General features: G+C 61.7%; 26 protein-coding genes and 2 tRNA genes. 10 read left to right on the top strand and 18 right to left on the bottom strand.

Annotation, left to right across the window (positions count from 1 at the left end):
• Positions 1 to 66 precede the first annotated feature (66 nt).
• Genes NKI79_RS23740 through NKI79_RS23750 form a run of 3 tightly spaced genes read left to right on the top strand, consistent with a single transcriptional unit; the run spans position 67 to position 2,482 of the window.
• Positions 67 to 1,062 (top strand): ABC transporter permease, encoded by a 996-nt coding sequence (locus NKI79_RS23740; protein ID WP_254817612.1) that lies wholly within the window; start codon positions 67 to 69, stop codon positions 1,060 to 1,062.
• Positions 1,059 to 1,829: an SDR family oxidoreductase gene (locus NKI79_RS23745; RefSeq protein WP_352477327.1), complete on the top strand. Its 771-nt coding sequence runs from the start codon at positions 1,059 to 1,061 to the stop codon at positions 1,827 to 1,829. Before NKI79_RS23740 ends, NKI79_RS23745 begins: the two co-directional genes overlap by 4 nt.
• Positions 1,826 to 2,482, top strand: a complete 657-nt coding sequence (locus NKI79_RS23750) for a GNAT family N-acetyltransferase (protein ID WP_352804977.1) — start codon at positions 1,826 to 1,828, stop codon at positions 2,480 to 2,482. The genes NKI79_RS23745 and NKI79_RS23750 overlap by 4 nt, the downstream gene beginning before the upstream one ends.
• 201 nt (positions 2,483 to 2,683) lie before the next feature.
• Here the strand turns inward: NKI79_RS23750 and NKI79_RS23755 are convergent, their stop codons facing one another.
• From NKI79_RS23755 to NKI79_RS23765, 3 genes are all read right to left on the bottom strand, one after another.
• Complete coding sequence (locus NKI79_RS23755) at positions 2,684 to 3,010, bottom strand: hypothetical protein (protein WP_352804980.1); 327 nt, start codon at positions 3,008 to 3,010, stop codon at positions 2,684 to 2,686.
• Between the two features lie 303 nt (positions 3,011 to 3,313).
• A complete protein-coding gene (locus NKI79_RS23760) occupies positions 3,314 to 3,514 on the bottom strand; it encodes a hypothetical protein (protein ID WP_352804983.1) in 201 nt (66 codons plus the stop codon).
• A gap of 156 nt (positions 3,515 to 3,670) precedes the next feature.
• Positions 3,671 to 3,746, bottom strand: a tRNA-Val gene (locus NKI79_RS23765).
• Positions 3,747 to 3,963: 217 nt separating this feature from the next.
• Between NKI79_RS23765 and NKI79_RS23770 the strand changes: the two genes are divergently transcribed.
• Positions 3,964 to 4,040: transfer RNA gene (locus NKI79_RS23770), tRNA-Asp, on the top strand.
• Positions 4,041 to 4,277: 237 nt separating this feature from the next.
• On the opposite strand, the gene rbsK is transcribed toward NKI79_RS23770, so the two are convergent.
• The 3 genes from rbsK to NKI79_RS23785 are packed head-to-tail and all read right to left on the bottom strand — an operon-like array spanning position 4,278 to position 6,765.
• A complete protein-coding gene (gene rbsK / locus NKI79_RS23775) occupies positions 4,278 to 5,219 on the bottom strand; it encodes a ribokinase (RefSeq protein WP_352804986.1) in 942 nt (313 codons plus the stop codon).
• Between the two features lie 4 nt (positions 5,220 to 5,223).
• Positions 5,224 to 5,676 (bottom strand): RbsD/FucU family protein, encoded by a 453-nt coding sequence (locus NKI79_RS23780; protein ID WP_254817607.1) that lies wholly within the window; start codon positions 5,674 to 5,676, stop codon positions 5,224 to 5,226.
• Between the two features lie 30 nt (positions 5,677 to 5,706).
• The gene (locus NKI79_RS23785) at positions 5,707 to 6,765 is read right to left on the bottom strand and encodes an ABC transporter ATP-binding protein (RefSeq protein ID WP_254817606.1); all 1,059 of its coding nucleotides are present in this window, start codon (positions 6,763 to 6,765) and stop codon (positions 5,707 to 5,709) included.
• 294 nt (positions 6,766 to 7,059) lie between these two features.
• Here NKI79_RS23785 and NKI79_RS23790 point away from each other — a divergent pair, with 294 nt between their 5' ends.
• The 3 genes from NKI79_RS23790 to NKI79_RS23800 all read left to right on the top strand — a co-directional run bounded on the left by NKI79_RS23790 (position 7,060) and on the right by NKI79_RS23800 (position 10,905).
• The gene (locus tag NKI79_RS23790; RefSeq protein WP_352804990.1) at positions 7,060 to 8,724 is read left to right on the top strand and encodes an ABC transporter substrate-binding protein; all 1,665 of its coding nucleotides are present in this window, start codon (positions 7,060 to 7,062) and stop codon (positions 8,722 to 8,724) included.
• Positions 8,725 to 8,852: 128 nt separating this feature from the next.
• Positions 8,853 to 9,974, top strand: a complete 1,122-nt coding sequence (locus NKI79_RS23795; RefSeq protein ID WP_352805023.1) for a carbohydrate ABC transporter permease — start codon at positions 8,853 to 8,855, stop codon at positions 9,972 to 9,974.
• 13 nt (positions 9,975 to 9,987) lie between these two features.
• Positions 9,988 to 10,905: a carbohydrate ABC transporter permease gene (locus NKI79_RS23800; RefSeq protein WP_352804993.1), complete on the top strand. Its 918-nt coding sequence runs from the start codon at positions 9,988 to 9,990 to the stop codon at positions 10,903 to 10,905.
• A 60-nt stretch (positions 10,906 to 10,965) separates the two neighbouring features.
• On the opposite strand, the gene NKI79_RS23805 is transcribed toward NKI79_RS23800, so the two are convergent.
• Positions 10,966 to 11,709 carry a creatininase family protein gene (locus NKI79_RS23805; protein WP_352804994.1) on the bottom strand — a complete coding sequence of 248 codons (744 nt, stop codon included), beginning with the start codon at positions 11,707 to 11,709 and terminating at the stop codon, positions 10,966 to 10,968.
• Positions 11,710 to 11,714: 5 nt separating this feature from the next.
• Positions 11,715 to 12,281, bottom strand: coding sequence for a 6-phospho-3-hexuloisomerase (gene hxlB / locus NKI79_RS23810; protein ID WP_352703078.1), 567 nt, complete (start codon positions 12,279 to 12,281; stop codon positions 11,715 to 11,717).
• A 184-nt stretch (positions 12,282 to 12,465) separates the two neighbouring features.
• On the opposite strand from hxlB, the gene NKI79_RS23815 reads away from it, so the two are divergent.
• Positions 12,466 to 13,488, top strand: a complete 1,023-nt coding sequence (locus NKI79_RS23815; protein WP_352703080.1) for an aldo/keto reductase — start codon at positions 12,466 to 12,468, stop codon at positions 13,486 to 13,488.
• 74 nt (positions 13,489 to 13,562) lie between these two features.
• Here NKI79_RS23815 and NKI79_RS23820 read toward each other — a convergent pair whose 3' ends face one another.
• The 4 genes from NKI79_RS23820 to NKI79_RS23835 all read right to left on the bottom strand — a co-directional run bounded on the left by NKI79_RS23820 (position 13,563) and on the right by NKI79_RS23835 (position 18,932).
• Positions 13,563 to 13,835, bottom strand: coding sequence for an HU family DNA-binding protein (locus tag NKI79_RS23820; protein ID WP_006201846.1), 273 nt, complete (start codon positions 13,833 to 13,835; stop codon positions 13,563 to 13,565).
• 196 nt (positions 13,836 to 14,031) lie between these two features.
• A complete protein-coding gene (gene lon / locus NKI79_RS23825; protein WP_254817728.1) occupies positions 14,032 to 16,443 on the bottom strand; it encodes an endopeptidase La in 2,412 nt (803 codons plus the stop codon).
• 280 nt (positions 16,444 to 16,723) lie between these two features.
• Positions 16,724 to 17,998: an ATP-dependent Clp protease ATP-binding subunit ClpX gene (clpX, locus tag NKI79_RS23830; protein WP_006332719.1), complete on the bottom strand. Its 1,275-nt coding sequence runs from the start codon at positions 17,996 to 17,998 to the stop codon at positions 16,724 to 16,726.
• Between the two features lie 304 nt (positions 17,999 to 18,302).
• Entirely contained in the window at positions 18,303 to 18,932 is a 630-nt protein-coding gene (locus NKI79_RS23835) for an ATP-dependent Clp protease proteolytic subunit (RefSeq protein WP_254817601.1), read from the bottom strand.
• 398 nt (positions 18,933 to 19,330) lie between these two features.
• On the opposite strand from NKI79_RS23835, the gene NKI79_RS23840 reads away from it, so the two are divergent.
• A complete protein-coding gene (locus tag NKI79_RS23840) occupies positions 19,331 to 19,870 on the top strand; it encodes a hypothetical protein (protein ID WP_352805027.1) in 540 nt (179 codons plus the stop codon).
• Between the two features lie 4 nt (positions 19,871 to 19,874).
• Here NKI79_RS23840 and NKI79_RS23845 read toward each other — a convergent pair whose 3' ends face one another.
• Positions 19,875 to 20,978: an NAD(P)/FAD-dependent oxidoreductase gene (locus tag NKI79_RS23845; protein ID WP_352804999.1), complete on the bottom strand. Its 1,104-nt coding sequence runs from the start codon at positions 20,976 to 20,978 to the stop codon at positions 19,875 to 19,877.
• 97 nt (positions 20,979 to 21,075) lie between these two features.
• Between NKI79_RS23845 and NKI79_RS23850 the strand changes: the two genes are divergently transcribed.
• Positions 21,076 to 22,323 carry a cytochrome P450 gene (locus NKI79_RS23850; RefSeq protein WP_352805001.1) on the top strand — a complete coding sequence of 416 codons (1,248 nt, stop codon included), beginning with the start codon at positions 21,076 to 21,078 and terminating at the stop codon, positions 22,321 to 22,323.
• Between the two features lie 34 nt (positions 22,324 to 22,357).
• On the opposite strand, the gene NKI79_RS23855 is transcribed toward NKI79_RS23850, so the two are convergent.
• From NKI79_RS23855 to NKI79_RS23875, 5 genes are all read right to left on the bottom strand, one after another.
• Positions 22,358 to 22,708 carry a cupin domain-containing protein gene (locus NKI79_RS23855; RefSeq protein WP_352805003.1) on the bottom strand — a complete coding sequence of 117 codons (351 nt, stop codon included), beginning with the start codon at positions 22,706 to 22,708 and terminating at the stop codon, positions 22,358 to 22,360.
• A 5-nt stretch (positions 22,709 to 22,713) separates the two neighbouring features.
• The gene (locus NKI79_RS23860; RefSeq protein ID WP_352805006.1) at positions 22,714 to 23,994 is read right to left on the bottom strand and encodes an O-acetylhomoserine aminocarboxypropyltransferase; all 1,281 of its coding nucleotides are present in this window, start codon (positions 23,992 to 23,994) and stop codon (positions 22,714 to 22,716) included.
• Positions 23,995 to 24,129: 135 nt separating this feature from the next.
• Positions 24,130 to 24,651, bottom strand: coding sequence for a CoA-binding protein (locus tag NKI79_RS23865; RefSeq protein ID WP_352805009.1), 522 nt, complete (start codon positions 24,649 to 24,651; stop codon positions 24,130 to 24,132).
• A 77-nt stretch (positions 24,652 to 24,728) separates the two neighbouring features.
• Positions 24,729 to 25,151: a VOC family protein gene (locus NKI79_RS23870; protein ID WP_352805012.1), complete on the bottom strand. Its 423-nt coding sequence runs from the start codon at positions 25,149 to 25,151 to the stop codon at positions 24,729 to 24,731.
• Positions 25,152 to 25,160: 9 nt separating this feature from the next.
• The gene (locus NKI79_RS23875) at positions 25,161 to 25,982 is read right to left on the bottom strand and encodes an enoyl-CoA hydratase (protein ID WP_352805014.1); all 822 of its coding nucleotides are present in this window, start codon (positions 25,980 to 25,982) and stop codon (positions 25,161 to 25,163) included.
• Positions 25,983 to 26,166 lie beyond the last annotated feature (184 nt).

The following is a 26,166-nucleotide window of genomic DNA, read 5'->3' on the forward strand; positions in this document are numbered from 1 at the left end:
TTCAACCGCGCCTGATAGTCCGAAAACCGGGTGGTTTTTCGGGGTCGGCGCCAACCGGATCCTGAGATGAACCCCCGCACGCGCCAAACCCTCGAGTTCATCCTCGACAATCTCGTCTGGTTCATGCTGGTCTTCGTGCTGGTGGTCTTTTCCATCCTTATCCCGAACTATTTTCAGCTCGGCATTTTCGCGAACATCATCGAGGCGTCGAGCGTGCTCGGCGTCATGTCGATCGGCTTGGCGCTGGTCATCATCGCCGGCCATATGGACCTGTCTGTCGAATCGGTGGCGGCGCTCAGCGCCATGGCGGTCGGCATTCTGTTCTGCTCGTCGGGCATCGGCCTTGGCATCCAGTTGCAGCCGCAATGGCTGATGGTTCCGGTTTCGCTGCTCATCGCCCTTGCCGTCGGCGGCCTCATCGGCGTCATCAACGGCTACCTGGTGGTCAAGGTGAAGATGAGTGCCTTCATCATCACGCTGGCCTCCTACATCTGGGTGCGCGGCCTGGTGCTGGTCATTTCCGGCGGCCGGTCGGCACAGGACCTTGCGCCGGCAATCCGCTGGTTCGCCATCCAGCGCCTGGGCGGCCTGCCGCTGACCGCCTGGATCGCCATCGCCTGTTTCATCGTCTTCTCGCTGATCATGGCCAAGACGCCCTTCGGCCGGCACCTGGTCATGATCGGCGGCAACGAGACTGCGACCTTTCGCGCCGGCATCCGCGTCAACCGCAACCTGGTCATAGCCTTCGTTCTCGCCGGCGCCATTGCCGGTCTTGCTGGCTGGCTGCTGGCAATCCGCACCTCCGGCGCAACCGCCAATCTCGGCGTCGGCCTGTTGTTCAATGCCTTCGCCGCGGTCGTCATCGGCGGCGTCAGCCTGAAGGGCGGCGTCGGCACCTTGCCCGGCGTCTATGCCGGCGTGCTGCTGCTCTCGGCCATCAACACGGCGATCAATTTGATGGGCCTGCCGGCCAACTTCACCCAGGTGATCCACGGCCTGCTGGTGCTCGCCGCCGTGCTGCTCGATGCATTCAAGCAGACCATTCGCCAGAGGCTGGCATGACCGGCCGTCTGGAAGATAAGGTCGCGCTGATCGTCGGAAGCGCACGCGGGATCGGCAAGGCGATCGCACAGCGCTTTGCCGAGGAGGGCGCGAAGCTGGTCCTGGCCGATACCGAGGTTGAGGCCGGGCAAGCGACTGCGGACGAGCTTGGCGCCGCCTTCATTCGCACCGACATCTCGCAGATGGCCGATGCCGAGGCTGCTGTTGCACTGGCGCTCGACCGTCACGGCCGGCTCGACATCATGGTGCAGAATGCCGGAATCTATCCTTGGCAATTGCTGGAAAACACGAGTCCCGACGATTGGGACCGGGTCATGGCGGTGAACTTGCGTGGCAGCTTCATCGCCGCACGCGCGGTGCTGGTGCCGATGAAGGCACAGCATTTTGGCCGCATGCTGTTCACCTCCTCCATCACCGGCCCGCACGTCACCAGCCCCGGTCATGGCCACTATTCGGCGACCAAGGCCGGTATCAACGGCCTCATCCGTTCGGCGGCTCTCGAATTCTCGGGGTACGGCATCACCGTGAACGGCGTCGAGCCCGGCAACATCCTCACCGAAGGCATAGAGCAGCACCGCGGTGCGGCCTTCATCAAGAACATGGAAGACGCCATTCCGCTCGGCCGGCTCGGCAGCCCGCGCGATGTGGCCAATGCCTTCCTGTTCCTGGCCTCGGATGACGCCGGCTACATCACCGGCACGACCATCATCGTCGACGGCGGGCAGCTTTTGCCCGAGGGCAAGGATTTCCGGCTGCTGCCGCCATGATCCTCGATTTCGGTGGCGGTTTCTTCCTGCGCCGGGCGACCGCCGCCGATCATCCGGCACTTGCGATGATCTGTCTCAAGACCGGCGATGCAGGCAAGGACGCCAGCGGCCGAGAGGACGACCTGGACCTGCTCGGCCTGCTCTACACCATTCCCTACCAGGTCCTCGAACCCGAACTGGCCTTTATTATCGATAGCCCCACGGGTGCGGCCGGCTATCTGCTTGGCGCAGCCGAAACAGCCGCTTTCAATGCCAGCCTGGCATCAGACTGGTACCCGGACATACAGCGGCGCGTGGCAGACCCGGGACCCGACAGCTCACGCTGGCGTGGCAGCGACTGGGCGCGGCACCGGGTCCATCATCCCGATTTCGCTGTTCCGCCTGCGCTGGCGGCCTACCCGTCGCATGGCCATATCGACCTGTTGCCGCAAGCGCGCGGGAAAGGCATCGGCAGGCGCGCGATGGCCTTCCTCGAGCAGCGCCTTGCTGCGAGCGGCTCGACCGGCATTCACCTCGAAGTCATGCCGGAGAACGATGGTGCGCTGAAGTTCTATAAGGCGATTGGATTTGAGGTGGTGCAGGACGCTGATTCATCGAAGCGTTGTGTTTATGTGGCGAAACTGATCGCTCACGCTCCGGCGATTGCAGGCTGATCTGCGACAAGCCAATCGCCTAAGTTGCAAAGAACCGGGAGGCCGATGGAAGTACAATGCTGCCGTTCTGCAGCAGCCAGTTGCCCCGTGTGAACACCTTTGCCGCGGGAACGAAACCTTCCTCGCGTGGTCCACCGCAGACACGAAAGTCACCAGCATCAACACAGTGCGGGGCTAATTCGAGTGTTGGCGGAGCGGCTACTAGTTCACTGTGGGCGGCAGGGGAACATTCGCGACCGTTTCCCCGGCCACGATCGAGAACACATAAAGCAGATAGATCGCTAACACCAACAGCGCGAGGAATGAGCCGCTGGCCAAGATTCCCGCAATCGTGGCGCGGCGATACGGTTCGCCTTTTTCCTTCTTGAAGGGGTCTTCTGCGCTACGGGTTGTCTCCACAACCCGTTCGCCCGGAAGCCGGTTTCCTTCAGCCTCCTTAGATATCTTATCGGCGAGATCTCCTGCGATCACCGCATCATCCGGAAGATGACTCGCAAGCCATCCAGGAATATTTTCGCGCCCGCCCATGCCCATGTGCAAGTAAGATTTTAGCTTTCTTTTGTGCTCCCTTAAATTACTGTAAGCTTTAACGCAATCGTTTGCCACCCGACGAGCCAGCAGATCAGACTTAGGTCCCACGGGAAAGACAAGTTCGATCAGACCAAAGTCCTACTGTCTATGCGCCCAACCCCGGACCGTGAAGCGTTTGGGAGCGGAGATACCGCAACAACCACAAAACCACTAGTTGCGTCGATCGTGTGCCGGGACAACTCAGTATCGAAGGGTCCATGTGCACGACGGGGACCTTAGCGTCGACAAACCACGTGCCTATTAGCCAATCTCGATACCATCACTCTCGAGACGCCTGCCCTGGCTCTGCGACCTCTTCAGCAGTGAATGTGACGCCTCGATCAGCCGGCGCGACAGGGCGATCGTGTAGCGAAGCTCTTCAATCAGCGCGGTTCCGTGTTCAGTGGCCTGACGAGCACGTGCTACTTGGTTATTGTCAGGCTTCCGAGGGAATTCTTTCACGGTCTTTCCGATGCGGCGGGGCGATCAAGCGGAAATGATAAGCGATGCCAGATAGTTGCGTCTACCAACCGCCAGTTGGACGATTTTCTGACAGTGCAGGCGTGTGAACCGGACATTGCAAAAAGACAATGCCTGAATGAACACGTCGATGGAAAGTGGTGGGCGATGACGGGCTCGAACCGCCGACATCTTCGGTGTAAACGAAGCGCTCTACCAACTGAGCTAATCGCCCGCTCCGGGCCGGACCTTTAAGCAGTTAGGACCGGCTTCGCAAGGACAAATGAACGGCCAGTGGCTTGGCCGGGAGCCGGTTTCGGCAACAAAGTTCGGCTTGTCAAAAAACCTTCTCCTGTTTGCTGTTATGCTGTCCGGGTCCGCTTGACACCCGGTGGCTTACCCCTTATCCACCGCCCCAACGACGAACACGGCTGACACGTGCTCGTCCATGCGCGGGTGTAGCTCAGTTGGTTAGAGTGCCGGCCTGTCACGCCGGAGGTCGCGGGTTCGAGCCCCGTCACTCGCGCCATTTCTCCCTTGGGGTCACGTGCCCTTGATGTCGGAGAAATGTCGACGTTGATTTGTCAAAAAATCATGTTCTTTCGTGACCCAGTCCAGGTCCATTCCTTTCGAATTCTGGCATTGATCCTCATCCATCGACCTGCCCGCCTGTTTGTGGTCAAGCCAGAAGACAATAGCTTCTCGGACAAGAGCCGGGTCTAACCCATTCGCTCCTGCTCACAGTCTCATCCCGCAGCGCCGGGCTTCACCCCTTGGCGAGCAGCGCTTCGACTTCCTGCAGCGTCGGCATGGACGGCGCGGTGCCCGGGCGCGTGACCGAGATGCCGGCGACGGCGCAGGCGAAGCGCACCGCTTGCAGGGGTTCGATCCCGCTCGACAGCGCTGCGGCCAGGCCGCCATTGAAGGCGTCGCCCGCGCCGGTGGTCTCGATGACCGGGCCGGCGGCGACCGCTGCGACATGCTCGGAACGGTCGGCCGTGTGCAGCAGCGCGCCCTTTTCGCCGAGCGTCACAATGACAGCGCCAACGCCTTTCCCCAGCAGACTGTCGGCGGCACGGCGGGCATCGTCGATGGAGGACACCTTGATGCCGGTCAGTTCCTCGGCCTCAGTCTCGTTCGGCGTCACATAGTCGCAAAGTGTATAGATGCGGTCCGGAAGCTTGGCCGCCGGCGCCGGGTTGAGAATGGTAGCCACCCCTGCCCCGCGCGCGATCTCCAGCGCCCGCATCGCCGCCTCGATCGGCTGCTCAAGCTGGGTGACGAAGACGCCGGACGCGCGGATCAGGCCGGCATTTGCCTCGATATCGGCGGGCGAGATCAGCATCGCCGCACCTGGGCTGACGATGATCGCGTTGTTGCCGCTCGTCTCCTCGATGAAGATATAGGCGGCACCGGTGTAGCTTTCCGGCGTGTCGATGACGGCGCTCTTCACGCCGGCATGCGACCAGGTCTGTCTCGCCATATCGGCAAAGGGATCGACGCCGAGGCGGGTAAGGAAGGTGACATCGGCGCCGAGCCGGCCGGCTGCCACCGCCTGGTTCGAGCCCTTGCCGCCGGGGCCGAGCGTGAAGGACGTGCCCAGGATCGTCTCGCCCATCCGCGGCTGGCGAGCGGCGCGGTAGGCCGTGTCGGCGACGAAGACGCCCAATATGACAACCGGCTTCATGACGATCGGTTTCGCCGGCATGCCCCTACTCCGCATCCGGTGGCACGACGCCCTTGCGGAAGGCAAAACAGCCATAGAAGCGGCGCTCGCCGGTCTGGATGACGCAATAGGCCTTCTTGGCGCGTTCGTAGAAGGCGTAGCGCTCGACCGAAATCATCGGCCAGGCCTTGCCCTCGGCGGCATCGATCTCTTTTTGCACTTCCTGCTGCACGGCGGGAATGTCGTCCGGCTTGCCGACGATCTCCATGCGCGCGGCCGCGTCGTCGACGAAGGTGTCCAGCGGATAGAGCGAAAGCACCGCCTTGACCACGTCGGGCGCCGACGCATCGATGCGCAGCAGCCGGCCAAGCACGGTCTGGCGCGCCACCGAATCGGACGGGAAATTGGTGTCGGCGATAATCAGATCGTCACCGTGACCCATCGCCCGCAGCGCCTGCAGCACATCGGCATTGAGCAGGGGATTGATTCCTTTGAGCATGGTATTCCTCGCGAGTTTGCTGGGGCGAAATCAGAGACGCTTTCCGGTCTCTGCGTCGAAGAGATGCACCTGGTCGAGCCGCGGTTTCAGGTGCAGTGTGTCGCCCGGCTTGAAGTCGTGGCGCTCACGGAACAGCGCCACCATCTCGCCCTCGCCGAAGCGCAGGAACACCAAAGTCTCGGAACCGGTCGGCTCGACCACCGAAATCTTCGCCGGAACACCATCTGGATGGATTTCGAGATGCTCGGGCCGCACACCGTAGACGACATTGCGGCCATCTTCCACGGCACTCTTGGCAGCAATCGGGAACGGCGTCCCGGCGATCTCGACGACGGGCTTGTCGCCCTTGCGCACGACGCCCTTGAGCAGGTTCATCGAGGGCGAGCCGATGAAGCCGGCGACAAACAGGTTGGCCGGCCGGTCGAACAATTCCAGCGGCGCGCCGACCTGCTCGATGCGACCGTCGCGCATCACCACGATCTTGTCGGCCATGGTCATGGCCTCGATCTGGTCGTGAGTGACGTAGATGGTGGTGGTCTTCAGTCGTTGGTGCAGTTCCTTGATCTCGGTGCGCATCTGTACACGCAGCTTGGCATCGAGATTGGAGAGCGGCTCGTCGAACAGGAACACCTGCGGGTTGCGCACGATGGCGCGGCCCATGGCGACGCGCTGGCGCTGGCCGCCCGAGAGCTGGCGCGGATAGCGCTTGAGGTAGGGATTGAGGTCGAGGATGTCGGCGGCCCGTTTGACCCGCTCAGTGACCACGGCCGGGTCGGTTTTGCGCAGCTTGAGAGCAAATGCCATGTTCTGCTCGACCGTCTTGTGCGGATAGAGCGCGTAGTTCTGGAATACCATGGCAATGTCGCGCTTGGCCGGCGGCAAATGGTTGACGACGCGCTCGCCGATGGCGATGGTGCCGCCGGAGACTGTTTCCAGCCCCGCTACCATCCTCAGCAACGTGGATTTGCCGCAGCCGGAAGGCCCGACCAGCACCACGAACTGCCCGTCGGCGATGTCGACGCTGACATCGTGCAGAACCTTGACGGTTCCGAACGCCTTGGCCACATTGCGGATCGCGACTTGAGCCATCATTCCCCCTTTGGTTGCCGTGAAGCTAAACAACGCAAACGGCGAGGGCAAGTCGGTCTCTTATAGATAAAAAACCCATTCACGTTGACACCGCACTTCGTTGTGCGAATAGTGACAGTGTCCGGCTTATGACCCTGTTCCGGGCGCACCGGTACGCTTGTCCGGTACTGAATGCCAAGCGTCGCGGGAGGGAGAATTCGGGCCGCTATTTACGGGAGTCGCTGTCGTTGGGGAACATAATCGGCGTTCCATCATCTGAACCAAATTCACGATTGACCTTCTGGGAGGAACGAGATGAAAGTCAGCCTTTATAACCAACTTGTCCGCGCCGGGGCCACCCGCCGCGACGTGCTGAAGGGAGCGGCCAGCATGGCCGCCATCGCCGCGGCGTCTGGCGCCGGGCTTGGCGCACTGACGCGCCCGGCCGCGGCCGCCGATGACCTGCGCGCGCAGATCCTGCAGATTCCGGGCGTCGGCAAGGGTCAGCCGACCGATGCCGATTTCCAGCAGGTCGGCGAGCTTTGCCTGGGAGCCACCAAGGCCAATGTCAAGGAAGGCGAATTCGCCGGCGTCGAACTCACCTTCATGGGCCTTAACAACCAGAACCTGCACAATGTGCTGTTTCGCGGCTTCCTGAAGCCGTGGGAGACCTATACCGGCGCCAAGATCAACTGGATCGACCTGGCGCAGGCTGACTACAATCCGCGTCTGCAGCAGGCGATCGCTACCAACACTATCGACTTCGACATTGTCGAAATGGGCGCACCGTTCGAAGGCGACGTCTGCGGCAAGGGCCTGACTTCGGAGATGCCCGACTGGGTCAGGACGCAGATCGACATGGACGACCTGGTGGCCTATCTGAAACCCCCCGTCGGCACATGGAACGGCAAGCAGTATCGTGTGACCGTCGACGGCGACGCGCATAATTTCAACTACCGCACCGATGTGTTCGCCGATGCCGATCTCGCCAAGGCCTGGAAGGATGGGGGCGGCGAAGGCGAATGGGGCGTGCCGAAGACCTGGCAGCAAGTGCAGGCGGTTACCAAGTTCCTCAAGGGCAAGCAGGTGAACGGCCAGGACGTCTATGGCTATCTCGATGCGCCCAAGCCCTGGGGCGGTTTCGGCTTCTACTTCCTCGGCAGCCGCGCCAGCGCTTACGCCAAGCATCCCGACGACAAAGCCTGGCTATTCGATCCGGACACCATGAAACCGCGCGTCAACAACCCGGCCTGGGTCCGCGCGATCCAGGACGTGATCGATGCATTGCCTTCCGAACCGCAAGATCAGATCAATGCCGACCCGAACCAGACCTGTTTCTCTCAATTCCTCGGCGGCACCGGGTCGATGCTGGTTTGGTGGGGGGACGCTGGCTCGAACGTCAAAACCAACGACTCGTCGGTCGTAGGGGACGTCACCGGCTTCTCGATCCTGCCGGGCTCGGACGATGTCTATAACTCCAAGACCGGCCAGTGGGACAAGCTCGCCGGCGGCCCGAACCATGCGCCGAACTGCGCCTATCTCGGCTGGGGCGTCTACGTCATGGCGCGCGTCGACAGCGACGAAAAGAAAAAGAAGGCCGCCTGGTCCGCCGCCGCTCATCTCGGCGGCAAGGACCTGTCGCTCTGGTGCGCGGCCTATCCGTCGGGTTTCCAGCCCTACCGCAACTCGCATTTCAACATTCCGGAATGGGTGGCGGCGGGCTACGACGAAGCGTTCATAAGCTCATATCTCAAGTCGGAAGCCGACAGCTACAACCATCCGAACGCGGCGATCGAGCCGCGTATCCCCGGCATCTTCCAGTACTACAGCGCCGCCGAGGACATTTTGGCCAACACCTTTGCCGGCAAGATGAAGGCGCAGGAAGGCGCCGACGCCATCGCAGCCGCTTGGGAGAAGATCACCGACCAGATTGGCCGCGACAACCAGATCAAGCTCTACAAGGCCTCGCTCGGCATGTAGGCTGAGATCGTGAAACTTGGTCCGGCAGCGCAAAGCCGCCGGACCTCCGCTTGACCGACTTGGCCTCGACCGGCTCGGCCGGTCATCGAGCCTCCTGTGAACGGGCAAGACGCGTGGCTGACCGGACCCTGGCTGACCAGACTTTGTCGACAAGTGAATGGCCGGCAGGCGCCGTGCCATCCGACCTGATATCGCGGAGCCGCAAACGGCTTGGCTGGGCGCTGATGGCTGCTGCGACGCTCGGCCTTCTGGCGGTGATCGCGCTGCAAATCCTTTACAAGAGCGATGTCGACACCATCGGCTTCGAGACCTGGCGGCCGGTCGTTTACGCTTATGTGCTGTGGGGTGTCGCACTCGGTATCGGCCAGGTGCTGACGCGCGGCGAGGACGGCCAGCGCGCGCTGTTCCTGCTGCCGGCGCTGCTGTTTACCATTGCCATGGTGATCTTCCCGACGCTGTTCGGCTTCTACATCGCGCTGACCGATTGGAACCTCAGTTCTTTCAGCGGCCGGAAGTTCAACGGGCTCGACAATTTCTGGCAGATGCTGAACGACGCCTATTATCGCAACGCGCTGTTCAACATGGTGCTCTACGTGCTGGCGGTGTTCGTCGAATATGTCATCGCCTTCGGCCTGGCGTTGCTGCTCAACGCGCAGATTAGGGCACGAAAATTCTTCCGCGTCGTCTTCCTGCTGCCGTTGATGCTGTCGCCCGTGGCGGTGTCGTGGATGATCGGAAAGTCGTTGATGGAATACCGCTTCGGGCCTGCCGCAACGCTGGCTCGGCATCTCGGCTGGGAAAACCCGGCCTTCTTCTCCAACCCGATCACCGCCCGCATCTCGATCATGGTGCTCGACGCCTGGACCTTCATCCCGTTCATGATGATCATGCTGCTCGCCGGTCTGCAGGCGATGTCGCGCGAAGTGCTCGAGGCGGCGCGTGTCGATGGCGCCACCCCATGGCAGACCTTCTGGCAGGTCACCTTCCCGCTGATGCTGCCGGTGTCGGTGACGGCAGTCATCCTGCGCATCATCTTCAAGCTGAAGCTCGCCGATATCATCATCACCGTCACCTCCGGCGGCCCGGGCGGCGCGACCGATTCAGTGTCGAGCTTCATCTACCGCGAATATCGCGATCGATCGAATGTCGGCTACGGCACGATGCTGGCGATGGCCTATTTGATCATCATCATTATGTTCGTGACCTGGCTGCTGAAATTCGCCAGCCGCTTCGTGCGCAACGTCAACTGATCGGGCCGGCAAGATGAGCGTTCAGACCACGGACTATGCCGCTTCCGAAATTCGTTCGCCGGCGAGCTTCGTCGCCAACCGCGTCTTCATCTACGGCGCGCTCATCTTCTGGGCCTTCATCTGCCTGTTCCCGATCTATTGGACGATAACCACTTCGTTCAAGACCGCGGTCGACGTCACCCAGGGCCATCTGCTTCCGTTCGTCGACTTCCAGCCCGACTGGAAAGGCTGGCGGTCACTCGGCCTCTCTCCGGACTCGATTTTTCGGACGTCGACGGTTCGCGACGAATTTATCAAGCGCTTCATGAATTCGGTCATCACTTCGGTCGGCGCCTCGAGCCTGGCGATCGTCATTGGCAGCCTCGCCGCCTACGGGCTGACCCGCTATCGTTACAAGTTCGCCTGGTTCAGGAACGCGGACATCTCCTTCTTCTTCCTGTCGCAGCTGATCCTGCCGCCGGTGGTACTGGCCTTGCCCTTTCTCGTGCTCTACCGGGAAGTCGGCCTGCTCGACACACGCGTCGGGCTGATCCTGCTCTATACGCTGATGGTGCTGCCGATCGTCATCTGGATCATGCGCGACCAGTTCAATTCCATTCCCGTAGAACTGGAGGAGGCAGCACTCGTCGACGGCCTGTCGATCTGGGGCGCTTTCTTGCGCATCGTCATGCCGATCGCGCTGCCGGGCATGGTCGCGGCCTTCATCCTTGCAATGGTGCTGTGCTGGAATGAGTATTTCTTCGCCGCGCTTCTGACCTCGACCGACGCCAAGACCATCCCTGTCATGGTGGCGAGCCAGACCGGCTCACAAGGCATCAACTGGTGGTCGATGGCGGCGCTCGCCACCGCGGCCATCACACCGCTCGCCGTTATCGGCATCGCGCTCGAGCGTTACCTGATCATGGGCATGACGGCGGGCGCGGTGAAATAACTGCGCCAGCCTTCCCTTCTTCCACAACAAGGGAACAACAAGGGGAGGGGGAAAACCGCGCTAACCCGAAAGGGTTGCCCGCAAATGATCGAGGATCATGGCGATCCCTTTTTGCCCCAATTCGGCCGAGGCTTCGGAAGCACTTGCTGTGTACCAGCCGGTGTTGTCGGCGAAGCGGTCGGCATCGACCGCTTCCGGGCACAAGGCCAGCATCAGCGACGTCTCGCCGATGCCGGCATGGTCGAACGGGTATTGGGTGTGCATTGAAGCCGGCATCAGCGGATGCACCTGCACCCAGTTGAAGAAATTGGTGCCCTCGGCGTGCTCGGCATAATAGTCGGCCATCGCCGCAGAGCCCCACCAGCCTTCGCCACGTTCTTTCTCCAGGAAGCGGAAGATCGCCTGCCGGCCGGCGGCCTTGAAGGCGAGATCGGTTGGCATGCCGGCAGCAAAATTTTCGGTCTGGTGGTGAATGATGGCGTGGATGTTGCGGAAGCCGATACGCAGCAGGCTGTAGAACAATTCTTCCGCAAATGGCGCCAGCACATTGCCGCCGACCTGCACCGAACCACTGCCCTCCGGTGCTGCAACCGCATAGCTCGCCGCGCCGTAATAGAAGGGCGGCAGAATGACGATCTCGGCTTCTTTTTCGAACAGCTCCAGGCTCTTGATCACCGCCAGCGTGTCCATGCCGACGGCCATGTGCTCGCCATGGTATTCAAGCACACCGAGCGGCAACACGACCGGCCGGTTCTCGACGATCGCCTTGCGGATCTGGTGCGGCAGCATCAATTCGTACCGCATGACAACTACTCCATATTGGTGTGGCGGGCGCGCATCGCTTCAGGCGAGACGCCGGTCAGGTCCCGGAGCTTCAGCACCATCACTTCGAAGAGAACGAACAGCGCGCCTTCGAAGACCGAGCCCATCGGCAGCACGGACGTCTTTTCCGGCCCCTGGTCGTCGGCCATGGTCTGAGCCGGGATAAGCAGTGTGAAGTCGGCCAGCTTCGCGGCAGTGCTGTCGGCTTGCGCGGTGAGCAGCAGGACGGCGGCACCGGCCTCGTGCGCGACCCGCATCAAGGTCAGCACCGTCGAGGTCTCGCCCGGGCCGGAACTGGCGAGGAAGACATCGCCCGCGTCCAGCGGCGGCGTCGTCATATCGCCGACAACCGAAACCGGCAGACCGAGGTGATAGAGCCGCATGGCAAAACCCTTGACCTGCAGCGCCTCGCGGCCGCAGCCATAGGTGACGATCTTTCTCGCGCCCGCCAAGATGGCGCAAGCGGCGTCGATGCGGCTTTCGTCGATACGTTCCAGAACGGTACCAAGCTCGTTCAGCGCAATCCCAAACAGGTTTTCGCCGGCGTCCCTCATGACATTTGCACCAGCTTGCAGTTGCCAGAGAACCACTTGAATATGTCAGTCACATCTGCCCCGAACAGCTTGTTTTCATTCATGCTATCACCGCGAAAATCGGTGTCCAACGACACGCAGTGCTTTTGATGTGCCACAGCCGTGATAGTGTCACGGCAAATCGCAAATGAGGAAACGACAGTATATGAAGACACGGCATTTCGACCGCATCGGCAATGGCGGCATCACCTTCACCGAGCTCGGCTTCGGCACCGCGCCGCTCGGCAATCTCTACCGCGCCGTCTCAGACGAGGATGCCAATGCCACGCTGGAGGCGGCATGGCGGGTCGGCTGCCGCTACTTCGACACCGCGCCGCTTTATGGGCTAGGCCTAGCCGAAACGCGGCTCAATCCGTTCCTGCGTTCGAAGAAGCGCGACGACTACGTGCTGTCCAGCAAAGTCGGACGCATCATGCGCGCCTGTCCGCCGGATCAGCGCACCGGCATCGGCAAATTCTTCGACACCCCTTCGCGCCGCGAGGTCTACGACTATAGCTATGACGGTATCATGCGCTCCTTCGAGGCCTCGCTGGAACGGCTCGGTGTCGACCGCATCGACATCCTCTTCGTGCACGATGTCGACATCTTCACGCATGGCAGCAAGGAAGCCTCGGACCAGCGCATCCAGGAATTCATGAGTTCCGGCTACTATGGATTGCTGGCATTGCGCGACCAGGGCGTGATCAAGGCGTTCGGCGGCGGCATCAACGAGTGGCAGGTTGCCCAGACGCTGGCCGAGCGCGGCGATTTCGATCTGTTCCTGCTTGCCGGGCGCTACACGCTGCTGGAGCAGGAGGCGCTGCAGTCTTTCCTGCCGCTATGCCAGCAACGCGGCATCGGCATCGTTCTCGGCGGGCCTTACAATTCCGGCATCCTGGCAACCGGGCCGAAGCCCGGCGCCTACTACAACTATTCGAAGGCGCCGCAGGACATCATCGACCGCGTCACCCGTATCGAGGCCGTCTGCAAGCGCCACGGCGCGCGCCTGATCGAGGCGGCGCTGCAGTTCCCGCTGCTGCATCCTTCCGTCGTCTCGGTAATCCCCGGCGGCCAGCGGCCTGGCGAAGTCGAAAGCAATCGCTCGCTGCTCGACGCGAAGCTGCCATCGGCGCTTTGGGCCGATCTCAAGAAAGAAGGCTTGATGCGCACAGACGCGCCGACGGCGTAGCGCCGCCCTTTCCAACAGAAAAGAAAAACCGGATATGCCGGTTCTTCTTTTCTCTGAAAGACTTAAGGAGGCGCTTAGTTGACCGCGTCCTTGAGGCCCTTGCCGGCCGAGAACTTCGGCACGGTGCGCGCCGGGATCTTCACTTCCGCACCGGTCTGCGGATTGCGGCCGGTCGACGCGGCGCGTTTTGACACGGTGAAATTTCCGAAGCCGACAAGCCGGACATCGCCGCCCTTTTTCAGTTCGCCGGTGATGACGGAAAACACCGCATCAACCGCCGACTGCGCGTCACCCTTCGAAATACTCGCGGCATCGGCGACAGCGGATACCAGTTCGTTCTTGTTCATAAAAATTCCCTTCCATGAGAAAACCGGAACACTCGACTCATCCGGCAGGAAACGGACTTTAGAAAGAAGCGCCCCGGCAACCAAGTCGAAAAGCGCCAAGAAAGTTGAAAAAAGCCCGGAAATCTGCGGTTCTTCACATGAAAAAGCCGGGCTCAAGGCCCGGCTCTCTCTTTGTGCATTGCAACTTTAGCAAGCGCTAATGCGCCAGCGATTTACCAGCTTCGTCTGCGACATCGACCACGGCCGGCGCATTAACGGGTTCGACCCACTGGATCGGTTCCGGCATACGCACCAGCGCATGGCGCAACACTTCACCGACGCGTGAGACCGGAATGATTTCCATGCCGCTCTTCACGTTTTCCGGAATCTCCGCCAGATCCTTGGCGTTCTCTTCCGGGATCAGCACCTTCTTGATGCCGCCGCGCAGTGCGGCAAGCAGCTTTTCCTTAAGGCCGCCGATCGGCAGCACCCTTCCGCGCAGCGTGATCTCGCCGGTCATCGCCACATCGGCCCTGACCGGGATACCGGTCAGCACCGAAACGATTGCCGTTGCCATCGCCACGCCAGCCGACGGTCCGTCCTTCGGGGTTGCGCCCTCCGGCACGTGGACGTGGATATCGCGCTTGTCGAACAGCGGCGGCTCGACGCCGAAATCGATGGCCCGCGAGCGGACGTAAGAGGCCGCCGCCGAGATCGATTCCTTCATCACATCGCGCAGATTGCCGGTCACGGTCATGCGGCCCTTGCCGGGCATCATGACGCCTTCCACCGTCAACAGCTCGCCGCCGACTTCCGTCCAGGCGAGCCCGGTGACCACGCCGACCTGATCGTCGCTCTCAACCTGGCCGAAGCGGAAGCGCGGAACACCAAGGTAATCGGCAAGATTGTCCGCCGTGATGTTGATCGTCTTCTTCTTCGTCTTCAGGATTTCGGTCACCGCCTTGCGCCCGAGCTTCATCAGCTCGCGCTCCAGGCTCCTGACGCCCGCTTCACGGGTGTAGGTCTGGATGATGCCGCGGATCGCGTCCTCGCCGACGGAGAACTCCTTCGGCTGCAACGCGTGGTCGCGGATCACCTTGGGCATCAGGTGACGCTTGGCGATTTCGATCTTCTCGTCCTCGGTGTAACCGGCGATACGGATGATCTCCATGCGGTCCATCAAGGGCGCAGGGATGTTCAGCGTGTTCGCCGTCGTCACGAACATCACGCTCGACAGGTCGTATTCGACCTCGAGGTAATGGTCCATGAACGTCGAGTTCTGCTCGGGATCGAGCACCTCGAGCAAAGCCGATGACGGATCGCCGCGGAAATCCTGGCCCATCTTGTCGATCTCGTCGAGCAGGAAGAGCGGATTGGATTTCTTCGCCTTCTTCATCGACTGGATGACCTTGCCGGGCATCGAGCCGATGTAGGTGCGCCGGTGACCGCGGATCTCGGCCTCGTCGCGCACGCCGCCCAGCGCCATGCGGATGAACTCGCGACCGGTCGCCTTGGCGATCGACTTGCCGAGCGAGGTCTTGCCGACACCGGGAGGTCCGACGAGGCACAGGATCGGCCCCTTCAGCTTCTTCTGGCGGCTCTGCACGGCGAGGTATTCGACGATGCGGTCCTTGACCTTGTCGAGGCCGAAATGATCCGTATCGAGCACGTTCTGGGCAAAGGCCAGATCCTGCTTGACCTTGGAGTTCCTGCCCCATGGGATCGACAGCAGCCAGTCGAGATAGTTGCGCACCACGGTCGATTCAGCCGACATCGGCGACATCGTCCGCAGCTTCTTCAGTTCGGCTTCCGCCTTTTCGCGGGCCTCCTTGGAAAGCTTGGTCTTCTTGATACGCGCCTCGATCTCGGCGGCCTCGTCGCGGCCGTCCTCGCCCTCGCCGAGCTCCTTCTGGATCGCCTTCATCTGCTCGTTGAGGTAGTATTCGCGCTGTGTCTTCTCCATCTGGCGCTTGACGCGCGAGCGGATGCGCTTCTCGACCTGCAGCACCGAGATTTCGGCTTCCATGAACCCCATCGCCTTTTCCAGCCGTTCCTTGACGGACAGCGTGGCGAGCATTTCCTGCTTCTCGGGGATCTTGATGGCAAGATGCGAAGCGACCGTGTCGGCGAGCTTGGAATAGTCGTCGATCTGGCTGGCGGCACCCACCACTTCGGGCGAGATCTTCTTGTTCAGCTTGACGTAGTTCTCGAAGTCGGTGACCACCGAACGCGCCAGCGCCTCGACCTCGACCTCTTCCTCATCCGGTTCGACCAGCGCCGCAGCACGGGCTTCATGGAAGTCGGGACGGTCGGTGAACGCGACGATCTTCGCGCGCGAGGCACCTTCGACCAGCACCTTCACGGTGCCGTCCGGCAGTTTCAGCAATTGCAGCACATTGGCGAGCGTGCCGATGTCAAAGATCGCATCGGGCTCCGGATCGTCGTCGGCGGCATTCATCTGGGTCGCGAGCAGGATCTGTCTTTCCTGACCCATCACTTCTTCCAGCGCCTTGATCGACTTTTCACGCCCGACAAAGAGCGGAACGATCATGTGCGGGAACACCACGATGTCGCGCAGTGGGAGGACTGCGAAGACGCCGTCGCTGGGAGCCTTGGATAATTTGGCCATTGTCCAACCTTTCATGTCGCGGCCGCCAATCGGCCAACCGCGAATCTCATATTAACGACCGGGGATCGTTCCGCCTACCACCGTTTGTGACGGGAGTTTTACAGCACAGAATTCGGCACCACGGCCTTCTGCCATTAGTTGGAGGCACTGAGGGTAAAGATCAAGGGTCAACACGGTCCGTACCTCCAATCCGCACCCAGCACGCGGCGCCGTACGCGGTGTGCGACAGCAAAACGGCGCCCCGCGGCGCCGTTTCAGAAAAATCCATTGCCGGCTCACGTCAGGCGCTGACGTTGCCCTTCTTTTCCTTCTGCTCGGAATAGATGTAGAGCGGCCTGGCGTTGCCTGACACCACCTCTTCCGAAATAACCACTTCGCGCACGCCTTCCAGTGCTGGCAGCTCGAACATGGTGTCGAGCAGGATCGCTTCCATGATCGAACGCAGGCCGCGTGCGCCGGTCTTGCGCTCGATGGCGCGCTTGGCGATCGCCGAGAGCGCGTTCTCGTGGAAGGTCAGGTCGACATTTTCCATCTCGAACAGCCGCTGATACTGCTTGACCAGCGCGTTCTTCGGCTCGGTCAGGATTTGGATCAGTGCCGGCTCGTCGAGATCCTCCAGCGTCGCCAAGACAGGCAGACGGCCGACGAACTCGGGAATGAGGCCAAACTTCAAGAGGTCCTCAGGCTCGACCAGGCGGAAAACATCGCCGGTGCGGCGATCCTCGGGCGAAGCGACGATAGCGCCGAAACCGATCGAGGTCTTCCTGCCGCGATCCGAGATGATCTTGTCCAGCCCGGCGAAAGCGCCGCCGCAGATAAATAGGATGTTGGCGGTGTCGACCTGCAGAAATTCCTGCTGCGGATGCTTCCTACCGCCCTGCGGCGGCACGGACGCGACAGTGCCTTCCATGATCTTCAAAAGTGCCTGCTGCACGCCCTCGCCCGATACGTCACGGGTGATCGACGGGTTGTCCGACTTGCGCGAGATTTTGTCGATCTCGTCGATATAGACGATGCCGCGCTGGGCGCGCTCGACATTGTAGTCGGCCGACTGCAACAGCTTCAGGATGATGTTCTCGACGTCCTCGCCGACATACCCGGCTTCGGTCAGCGTCGTCGCGTCGGCCATGGTGAAGGGGACGTCGATGATGCGGGCCAGCGTCTGCGCCAGCAGCGTCTTGCCGCAGCCGGTCGGGCCGATCAGCAGGATGTTCGACTTCGCCAGTTCGACATCGTTGTTCTTGCCGGCATGGGCGAGGCGCTTGTAGTGGTTGTGGACGGCCACCGACAGCACGCGCTTGGCGTAGGGCTGGCCGATGACGTAGTCGTCGAGAACCTTGAGGATTTCCTGCGGTGTCGGCACGCCCTCGCGCGACTTCACCATCGAGGTCTTGTTCTCTTCGCGGATGATGTCCATGCACAGTTCGACGCATTCGTCGCAGATGAACACCGTCGGCCCGGCGATCAGCTTGCGCACTTCGTGCTGGCTTTTGCCGCAAAACGAGCAATAAAGCGTGTTCTTGGAATCACCGCTGTTGTTGCCGACCTTGCTCATTTTCCTGTCCTTTCATGGCCGCCCGCCGATGGTCTGGTTGAAAGGGCGCATATTCAATCTATCGCGGGAATCCGCTGCCGCCAGTGCCCCGGCTCCCGCAACGCATTCCGTACGAAACACAAATCGGAAAACGGGGCAATGATTCGAACAACCCCACGCAAAGCTAAGCCGTCGAAAATCAACATAGCCTTAACGTAGGCAATTGCACCCGTCGAGGGAACAGCCAATTGTGGCCGAAATGCCGCAAGCTGCGGCAAAAGCGCGTAATCCCGCCACTCATTGCCACCGCAGGGCCACCGCGGGACTATAAGGCAATACCTTCGACCGGCTCACGTGACGAAATGACCTTGTCGATGAGACCGAAATCCCTGGCCTCGTCGGCAGTCATGAAATGGTCACGGTCGAGCGTTCTTTCAATCTCATCGTAGCTCTTGCCGGTGTGCTTGACGTAAACCTCGTTGAGGCGGCGCTTCAGCTTGATGATATCCTGGGCATGGCGCTCGATGTCGGAGGCCTGGCCCTGGAAGCCGCCGGAAGGCTGGTGGACCATGATGCGGGCATTCGGCGTAGCAAAGCGCATGTCCTTGTGGCCGGCAGTCAGGAGCAGCGAACCCATCGATGCGGCCTGGCCGATGCACAGCGTCGACACGGCGGGCTTGATGAACTGCATGGTATCGTAGATCGCCATGCCGGAGGTGACGACGCCGCCGGGCGAGTTGATATAGAGGTTGATTTCTTTCTTCGGATTCTCCGCTTCGAGGAACAGCAGTTGCGCGCAGACCAGCGTCGCCATGCCGTCCTCGACCGGGCCGGTGATGAAAATGATGCGCTCCTTGAGGAGCCGCGAGAAAATGTCGTAGGCCCGCTCGCCGCGATTGGTCTGTTCGACCACCATCGGAACGAGGTTCATGTAGGTTTCGACGGGGTTCTTCATGGACTATCCCTTTTTGAGGATGGGATTCCGGCGCCGGAGATTTGCAATCGGGCAGAATCGGTTCTGGATCGTTATTGTGTAAATAGGATGCCGGCTCACCCTAGCGCAAGGCCGCCTCTCCTAGCCATCCGGTTAAGTCGAATCAAGGTTTCCAAAGCAAGTTTCGCCCTTCGCCGTGCCGGCAGCCCTCTCCTGCCGTCGGAAGGGCGCTCATGCCTGGCCGGCGTTTAGCGTTTTCTTAACCGCATCGCTTAACGAAAAATGGTGAAACCGCTTTTTCCAGCCACGGCTTACCCTACAATTCAACGTTGAACTCGCTTCATGCAGTTCAAACAGGGGGAGTGCGATGATCAGGAAAAGCTGCTTCCTTGGCCCTTACCGGCATTACCGTTCTCGGCATGGCGTCCGAAACGGCTGCCGGCGGACGCGCGGTCGAATGCTACGAGCAGGTCAACCGGCCGGCCGTCTACGACACGGTCTATGAGGACGTGCTCGTCAGCCCAGCCGGCCAGCAGGCGGAATACGAGGCGCCAATCTACGGAACGCGCGAGCGCGTGGTGCAGATCGCGCCGGTGCGTGTCAGCTACGAGATCGTGCCCGCCATCACCCGCACCATCTACCGCTCCCTGAGGGTCGATAACGGCGGCTATTCGTGGGAATGGCGCATTATCCACGGCCGCAAGGTGCTGTGCAAGGTCAGGCACAAGGCGCGCTATGAACGCGTGGCCGAAATCGTCGTGGTTGAGCCGGAACGCCGGCGGCGCGTTGTCCTCCCCGCCGAATACGAGAGCGTCGCCGAAGAGGTGCTGGTGCGGCCGGAGCAGCGGCGCATCATCGACATTCCGGCGTCCTATCAGACAGTGGCTCGCCGCGTGGTCGTCAGGGAGGGCTCATCGAGCTGGCGGCGCGTGCATATTCCGAGGCATTGCCGATACTAGGCGCTCAGGGCGCCTCGGCCCTGAGCCATTTCTTCAGGCCGTCGACATCGCCATTATTGACGCAGGCCGCAACCTTTCTGCCAACTGCCGCGCCGAACTTGTAGCCGTGGCCGGAGCAGGCCGAGACGACCAGGCATTTGCCTTTCTGGTGGGCCAGGAACTTCTCGTCGACGGTGAAGGTGTAGGCGCAGGTGACCACCTCGGTGACCTTATACTCCTCGATACGGGCAATCGGCGGCGAAAACAGGTTGCGGATCGCCTCGCCTTCGCCCGGCACCGGCTGGCGGTTCCAGTCGGCATCGCTGGTCGGCACCCTGTGCAGGCCCGAGCCGAATTTCATGCTGGCGCCACCTGTCGGCGGGATTGCATAGCCGTCGACGCTGCCGCCGACGTCGAGGACGACCGGCGCTGCCTGCCATGTTTCTTTCAAATCCGCCGGCGGTTCGACATAGGCGAGCGCGGTGCGATAGGTTTTCAGTTCGCCGTCCAGTTCCGGGAACAGTTTCAGGACCCAGGCGCCGGCAGCGACGACGATCCAGTCGGCCTGCATCGTTTCGCCGCTCGCAAGCACGACCTGTCCGGCGTCGGCGTCGATCTCGGCGACCTTGCTGTTTTCGTAGACATTGGCGCCGTTCGCGCGCAGCCACCTGGCGAGGCCCGAAGCGATCCTGCGGCAGTGCAGCGCGCCGCCGTCCGGCGAAAAATATGCATAGCGGAATGAACCAGGTTCTAGGAACGGCCAGCGTTCGACCGCGGCGTCCGGCTCGACCAATTCGAACGGATAATTTCCCGCTTCCATGCCCTCGCGGTATTCCTCCGCCTCATCTCCCGGCTCGCGCGAAATACAGATGAAGCCGCGCGGATCGAGATGGCTTTCACCGAGATCGGCCCACATCTCGTCCCAGGCCTCATAGACTTCGGTGATCAGCCGGCCGTAGCCCGATCCGGCCCGGTAGGCGCGGCGAATAATGCGATGGTGGTCGCCGGAGGCGGCGAGCGGATTGGGGATTGATCCCTGCTCGACGATCGAGACGAGGTGACCAGCCTTGACCAGCGACCACGCCGTCGAAAGTCCGGCAATGCCTGCACCGACCACGATCACATTCATGAAAACTGTCCTTCCGCAACCGCTTCGGCGGCTCACCTCACGGCAGGGCCAACATACGGTCTGGCACCAGACTGGCAAGCCGCGCTAATGATCTGGCATGACCGAATTGAAGCCGCCCTACCTTGCCTTTGATCCAGCCACGCGCAGCCTGCGGCTCGATCCGCACGAGCCGGCCTTTTTCCAGAATCCATACGAAGCCTACGCCTTCCTGCACGGTGCATCGAACGCCTTCTTCTGGGAAGAATTTGGCTTCTGGTGCTTTGGCGGCTTCGACGACGTCAACCGTCTGCTGCGCGATCGCCGCTTCGGCCGCCAGAACCCGGCCGGCATTCCGGACAGCCGAGGCATCGGCCAGGACCGTACGCATCTCAGCGCATTCGACGGCGTCGAGGCCAATTCGATGCTGGAGCTGGAGCCGCCTGTCCACACACGGCTCAGAACGCTGGTCAACCGCGCCTTCGTCTCGCGCCAGATCGAGCGGCTCAGGCCGCGTGTCGAGGCGCTGGCCAACGAATTGATCGACCGTTTCGAACCAGGAGAAGTCGACCTGCTGCCGGCGCTCGCCGCTCCCTTGCCGATCACCATCATTGCCGAGATGCTCGGCGTGCCGGTCGACATGGGGCCGCAGCTGCTCGACTGGTCGCATCGGATGGTCGCCATGTACATGCACGGCCGCACCCGAGAGACCGAAGAGACGGCCAATCGCGCGGCGCGGGACTTTTCGATTTTTTTGCGCGGCTACGTCGCCGAGCGGCGAAAGAGGCCGGGCGAGGATCTTCTGTCGCTGCTGATTGCGGCACAGGAGGACGGCCAGAAACTGTCGGAGGACGAGCTGGTATCCTCGGCCATCCTTTTGCTCAATGCCGGCCATGAGGCAACTGTCCACCAGACCGGCAATGCGGTGCGGTCGATCCTTGCACAAGGCGGCGATCCACGCCGCTTCTTCACCTCGTCGGAAGCAACAGCCGCGACCGTCGAAGAGTGCCTGCGCTTCGACGCGCCGCTGCACATGTTCACGCGCTACGCCTATCAGAAGGTCGAGGCCGGGCCTGGTATCGTCGTCCTGCCGGGCGAGACGATCGGTCTGCTGCTCGGCATGGCCAATCACGACCCGGCGGCCTTTGCCGAGCCCTTCGCCTTCAGGCCGGGCCGCGCCGACCAGAAGAACGTATCGTTCGGCGCCGGCATTCATTTCTGCATCGGCGCGCCGCTCGCCCGGCTCGAATTGCAGGTGTCGTTGAAAACCCTGTTCGACCGGCTACCGCAGCTGCATCTTGCCGAACAGCCGCGCTTGCGCGACACCTATCATTTCCATGGGCTGGAAACGCTCGCCGTGCGCTTTTGAGCATTCGGTCCGGCAGGCTCAGCCGCAGGGGTGATCAAAGCTTGATCACATACTCCTTGCGAGTCGTTTCAAGCACTTCCCAGCTGCCCTTAAAGCCCGGCCTCAGCACGAAGCTGTCGCCTGCCCTGACAGTCCGCGCATCGCCGCCGTCTTCGGCGATCACCGAAACCCCTGACAGGATGTGGCAGAACTCCCACTCATCATATTCGATGCGCCATTTGCCTGGCGTCGCTTCCCAGACGCCGGCATAAAGGCCGCCGTCCTGTTCCTCGACATTCCAGGTGCGGAATTTCGGATCGCCCGAAATCAGGCGATCCGGCGCCGGCGCGCCAAGTTCCGGTTCCACGGTGTCGACGCCGACGGAAAGAAATTTCGGCGGGGTCATGGCGATCAAACCTTGGCGAGAGCCTGTTCCAGATCGGCGACGATGTCGTTGACGTCCTCGATACCGACCGAAAGCCTGACTGTGTCCGGCCCTGCCCCCGCGTTGATCTTCTGCTCGTCGGAAAGCTGGCGATGCGTGGTCGATGCCGGGTGGATGACCAGCGACTTGGTGTCGCCGACATTGGCCAGGTGCGAGAACAATTCGAGCGCTTCGACGAATTTGATGCCCGCCGCATAGCCGCCCTTCAACCCGAAGGTGAACACCGCGCCGGCGCCAAGCGGCGAGTACTTCTTCTGCAGCGCATTGTTCTTGTCGCCGGGCAGGCCGGGATAGGACACCCAGGCGACCTTGGGGTGCTTGGAGAGCCATCCGGCGACCGCCGCCGCATTGTCGCAGTGGCGCTGCATCCTGAGCGGCAACGTCTCCAGGCCAGTCAGGATAAGGAATGCATTGAACGGCGAAATCGCCGCGCCGATATCGCGCAGGCCAAGCACGCGGGCAGCGATGGCGAAGGCGAAATTGCCGAAGGTTTCGTGCAGGACGAGGCCGCCATATTCGGGGCGCGGCTCCGACAGCATCGGGTATTTGCCCGACTTCGACCAGTCGAAGGTGCCGCCGTCGACGATGGCGCCGCCGATGGAATTGCCGTGACCGCCGATGAACTTGGTCAGCGAATGCACGACGATGTCGGCGCCATGTTCGATCGGCCGCAGCAGATAGGGCGAGGCCAGCGTGTTGTCGACGATCAGTGGCAGGCCGTGCTTGCGGGCAACGTCGCCGATCTTCTCGATGTCGACGAAGACGCCGCCCGGATTGGCCAGGCTTTCGATGAAGATTGCCTTGGTCCTGTCGTCGATCTGGCTCTCGAAGCTCGAGATGTCATTGGTGTCGGCCCAGCGCACCTGCCAGCCGAAATTTTTGAAGGCATGACCGAACTGGTTGATCGAGCCGCCGTAAAGCTTTGTCGCTGAAACGAAATTGTCGCCGGGCTGCATCAGATTGTGGAAGACCAGCACCTGCGCGGCATGGCCGGAGGCGACCGCAAGGCCTGCCGTGCCGCCTTCGAGTGCCGCGATGCGCTCTTCCAGCACCGCCTGTGTCGGGTTCATGATGCGGGTGTAGATGTTACCGAACGCCTTCAGCCCGAACAGCGAGGCGGCATGGTCGGCATCGTCGAAGACGAAGGAGGTCGTCTGGTAAATCGGCGTCGCTCGCGCGCCGGTCGCCGGATCCGGCTTGGCGCCGGCATGGACGGCGAGCGTGTTGAAACCGGGCGTGCGGGCCATCGAAAACCTCCTTGGAACCTTCTGAAAAGCGCGCCGCATTGTTGGCGGAGCCCGGCTCCGAATGCAAAGAAGAAAATGCCCTTCCCCGTGATAACGGCGGCGGGGCTGGCGGAAAAATACGGCAGAACTGGAAGATTATTTCTGGCGAACGCCGAAACTCTGGAATCCCGGGCGCATCAGCGGCTTTTTCGACGACAAGACGCCGGAATTGACGCCGGTCCAGCCGATCTCGCCGGACAGCTTGCCGTATTCGATCTTCGGGCAACGGTTCATCACCACCTTGATGCCGGCGGCCTCGGCACGCGCGGCGGCCTCGTCATTGCGCACACCAAGCTGCATCCAGATGACGTTCGGCAGCGGATCGAGCCGCAAGACCTCCTCGACGATGCCCGGCACTGCCACGGAGCCGCGAAAGACGTCGACCATGTCGATTGGCTCTGGAACATCGGCCAGCCTGGCATAGGTCATCCGCCCGAGGATTTCCTTGCCGGCCTGGCCGGGATTGATCGGGAACACCGAAAACCCCTTGCCGAGCAGATATTTCAGCACAAAGTAGCTCGGCCGCACGTCATTGGCCGACGCGCCGACCATGGCGATGGTCTTCACCGAATTAAGGATGCCGGCGATATAGGCGTTGTCGTAGGCGTCGTGGTTCATGCCTCGTCATACAGCGCTTCGGAGTGAGGTGCCAACAGCCGAGCAAGTGGCTTGCAATGGGCCAGAGGGGAACCTCGTCAGCCCGGCAGCGAGATCGTTCCGTCTTCCGCAATCGGAAAGGCCGGATTGTGCGCGACTTCCCAGACATGCCCGTCGGCGTCGGCGAAATAGCCATACCAGCCGCCCCAGAATGCGCGGCCAGCCGGCTTGACGATACGGCCGCCGGCTTTCTCGGCCATCGCCAGCACTGCATCGACCTCGGCGTCGGAGCGGGTGTTGTAGGCGAGATAGACGGCCGACGGCGCCTTGGAGAAGGTAACGCCCGAGTCCTCTTCGGCGCTTTGCCGCGGGAACAGGCCGAGAATGGCGCCGCCCATCTGGAAGAAGGCAACGCCCTCGGTGATCCCGACATGGCGCGTCAGGCCCATCGCCTCGTAGAAGCGCACGGCGCGGTCGAGATCGTCCGTGGCGATGGTGATGATGGAGACGCGCGGTTCCATATCCGCCTCCTATTCCTCCGGCCATTCCGGCTTGCGCTTGCCGATGAAGGCGCCGATGCCCTCTTCCGCATCGCGCGCCAGCATGTTCTCGACCATGACGCGCCCGGTGTAATCATAGGCCTCGGCCAGCCCCATCTCGGCCTGCTCATAAAACGCTTCCTTGCCGATCTTGACGACCAAGGACGATTTGGAGGCAATGGTTTGCGCGTATTTGGTGACGATTTGATTCAGATATTCGCGCGGCACGACGCGGTTGACCAAGCCGAATTCCTTGGCGGTTGCCGCATCGATCGTCTCGCCGGTCAAAAGCATCTCCATGGCGTGCTTGCGCGAGACGTTGCGCGACAGCGCCACCATCGGCGTCGAGCAGAACAGGCCGATATTGACGCCAGGCGTGCAGAAGGTCGCCTCGTGTGAGGCGATGGCGAGGTCGCAGCTGGCGACCAGCTGCAATCCGGCCGCTGTCGCCAAGCCATCGACTTCGGCGATCACCGGCTTAGGATGGCGAACGATCGCCTGCATCAGGGAAGCGCAGGCGGAAAACGTCTTTTCGAAGAAGGCCCTGCCGCGATCGGCATCGTCGCGGTGCGCGCTCAACTCCTTGAGGTCGTGCCCGGCGCAGAACACTTTGCCGGTCGCCCCAAGCACGATGACGCGGACGGATTTGTCGGCCTTGGCGCGGTCGAGTTCCGCCGTCAGCGCCGCCATCGTTGCAAGCGAAAGAGCGTTGGCCGGCGGATTGGCGAGCGTCAGGCGCAGCACGCCGTTGTCCAGCCTGGAGACGACCGGCCCTTCGGCAACGGCAGGCTTGATGGCGACGATTTCGGCCATGATCGTTCCTCTGCGATTCCGGATCGGTGATGAACTACTCTAGTATGCCGTCTCGCTTCGTCCAACTCCCTCGTCCGCTTCTGTCGTAAGCAGATGAGTTGTCCGGATTAGGTAGCACATGAGTTGTCCGGTTTTATCGCCAGCCAAAGGGAGGCTGGGGATGAGACGGACGGCATGGCTACAG

It is taken from the genome of Mesorhizobium sp. M0340 (assembly GCF_040321535.1).
In the GTDB taxonomy this organism is placed as follows: domain Bacteria; phylum Pseudomonadota; class Alphaproteobacteria; order Rhizobiales; family Rhizobiaceae; genus Mesorhizobium.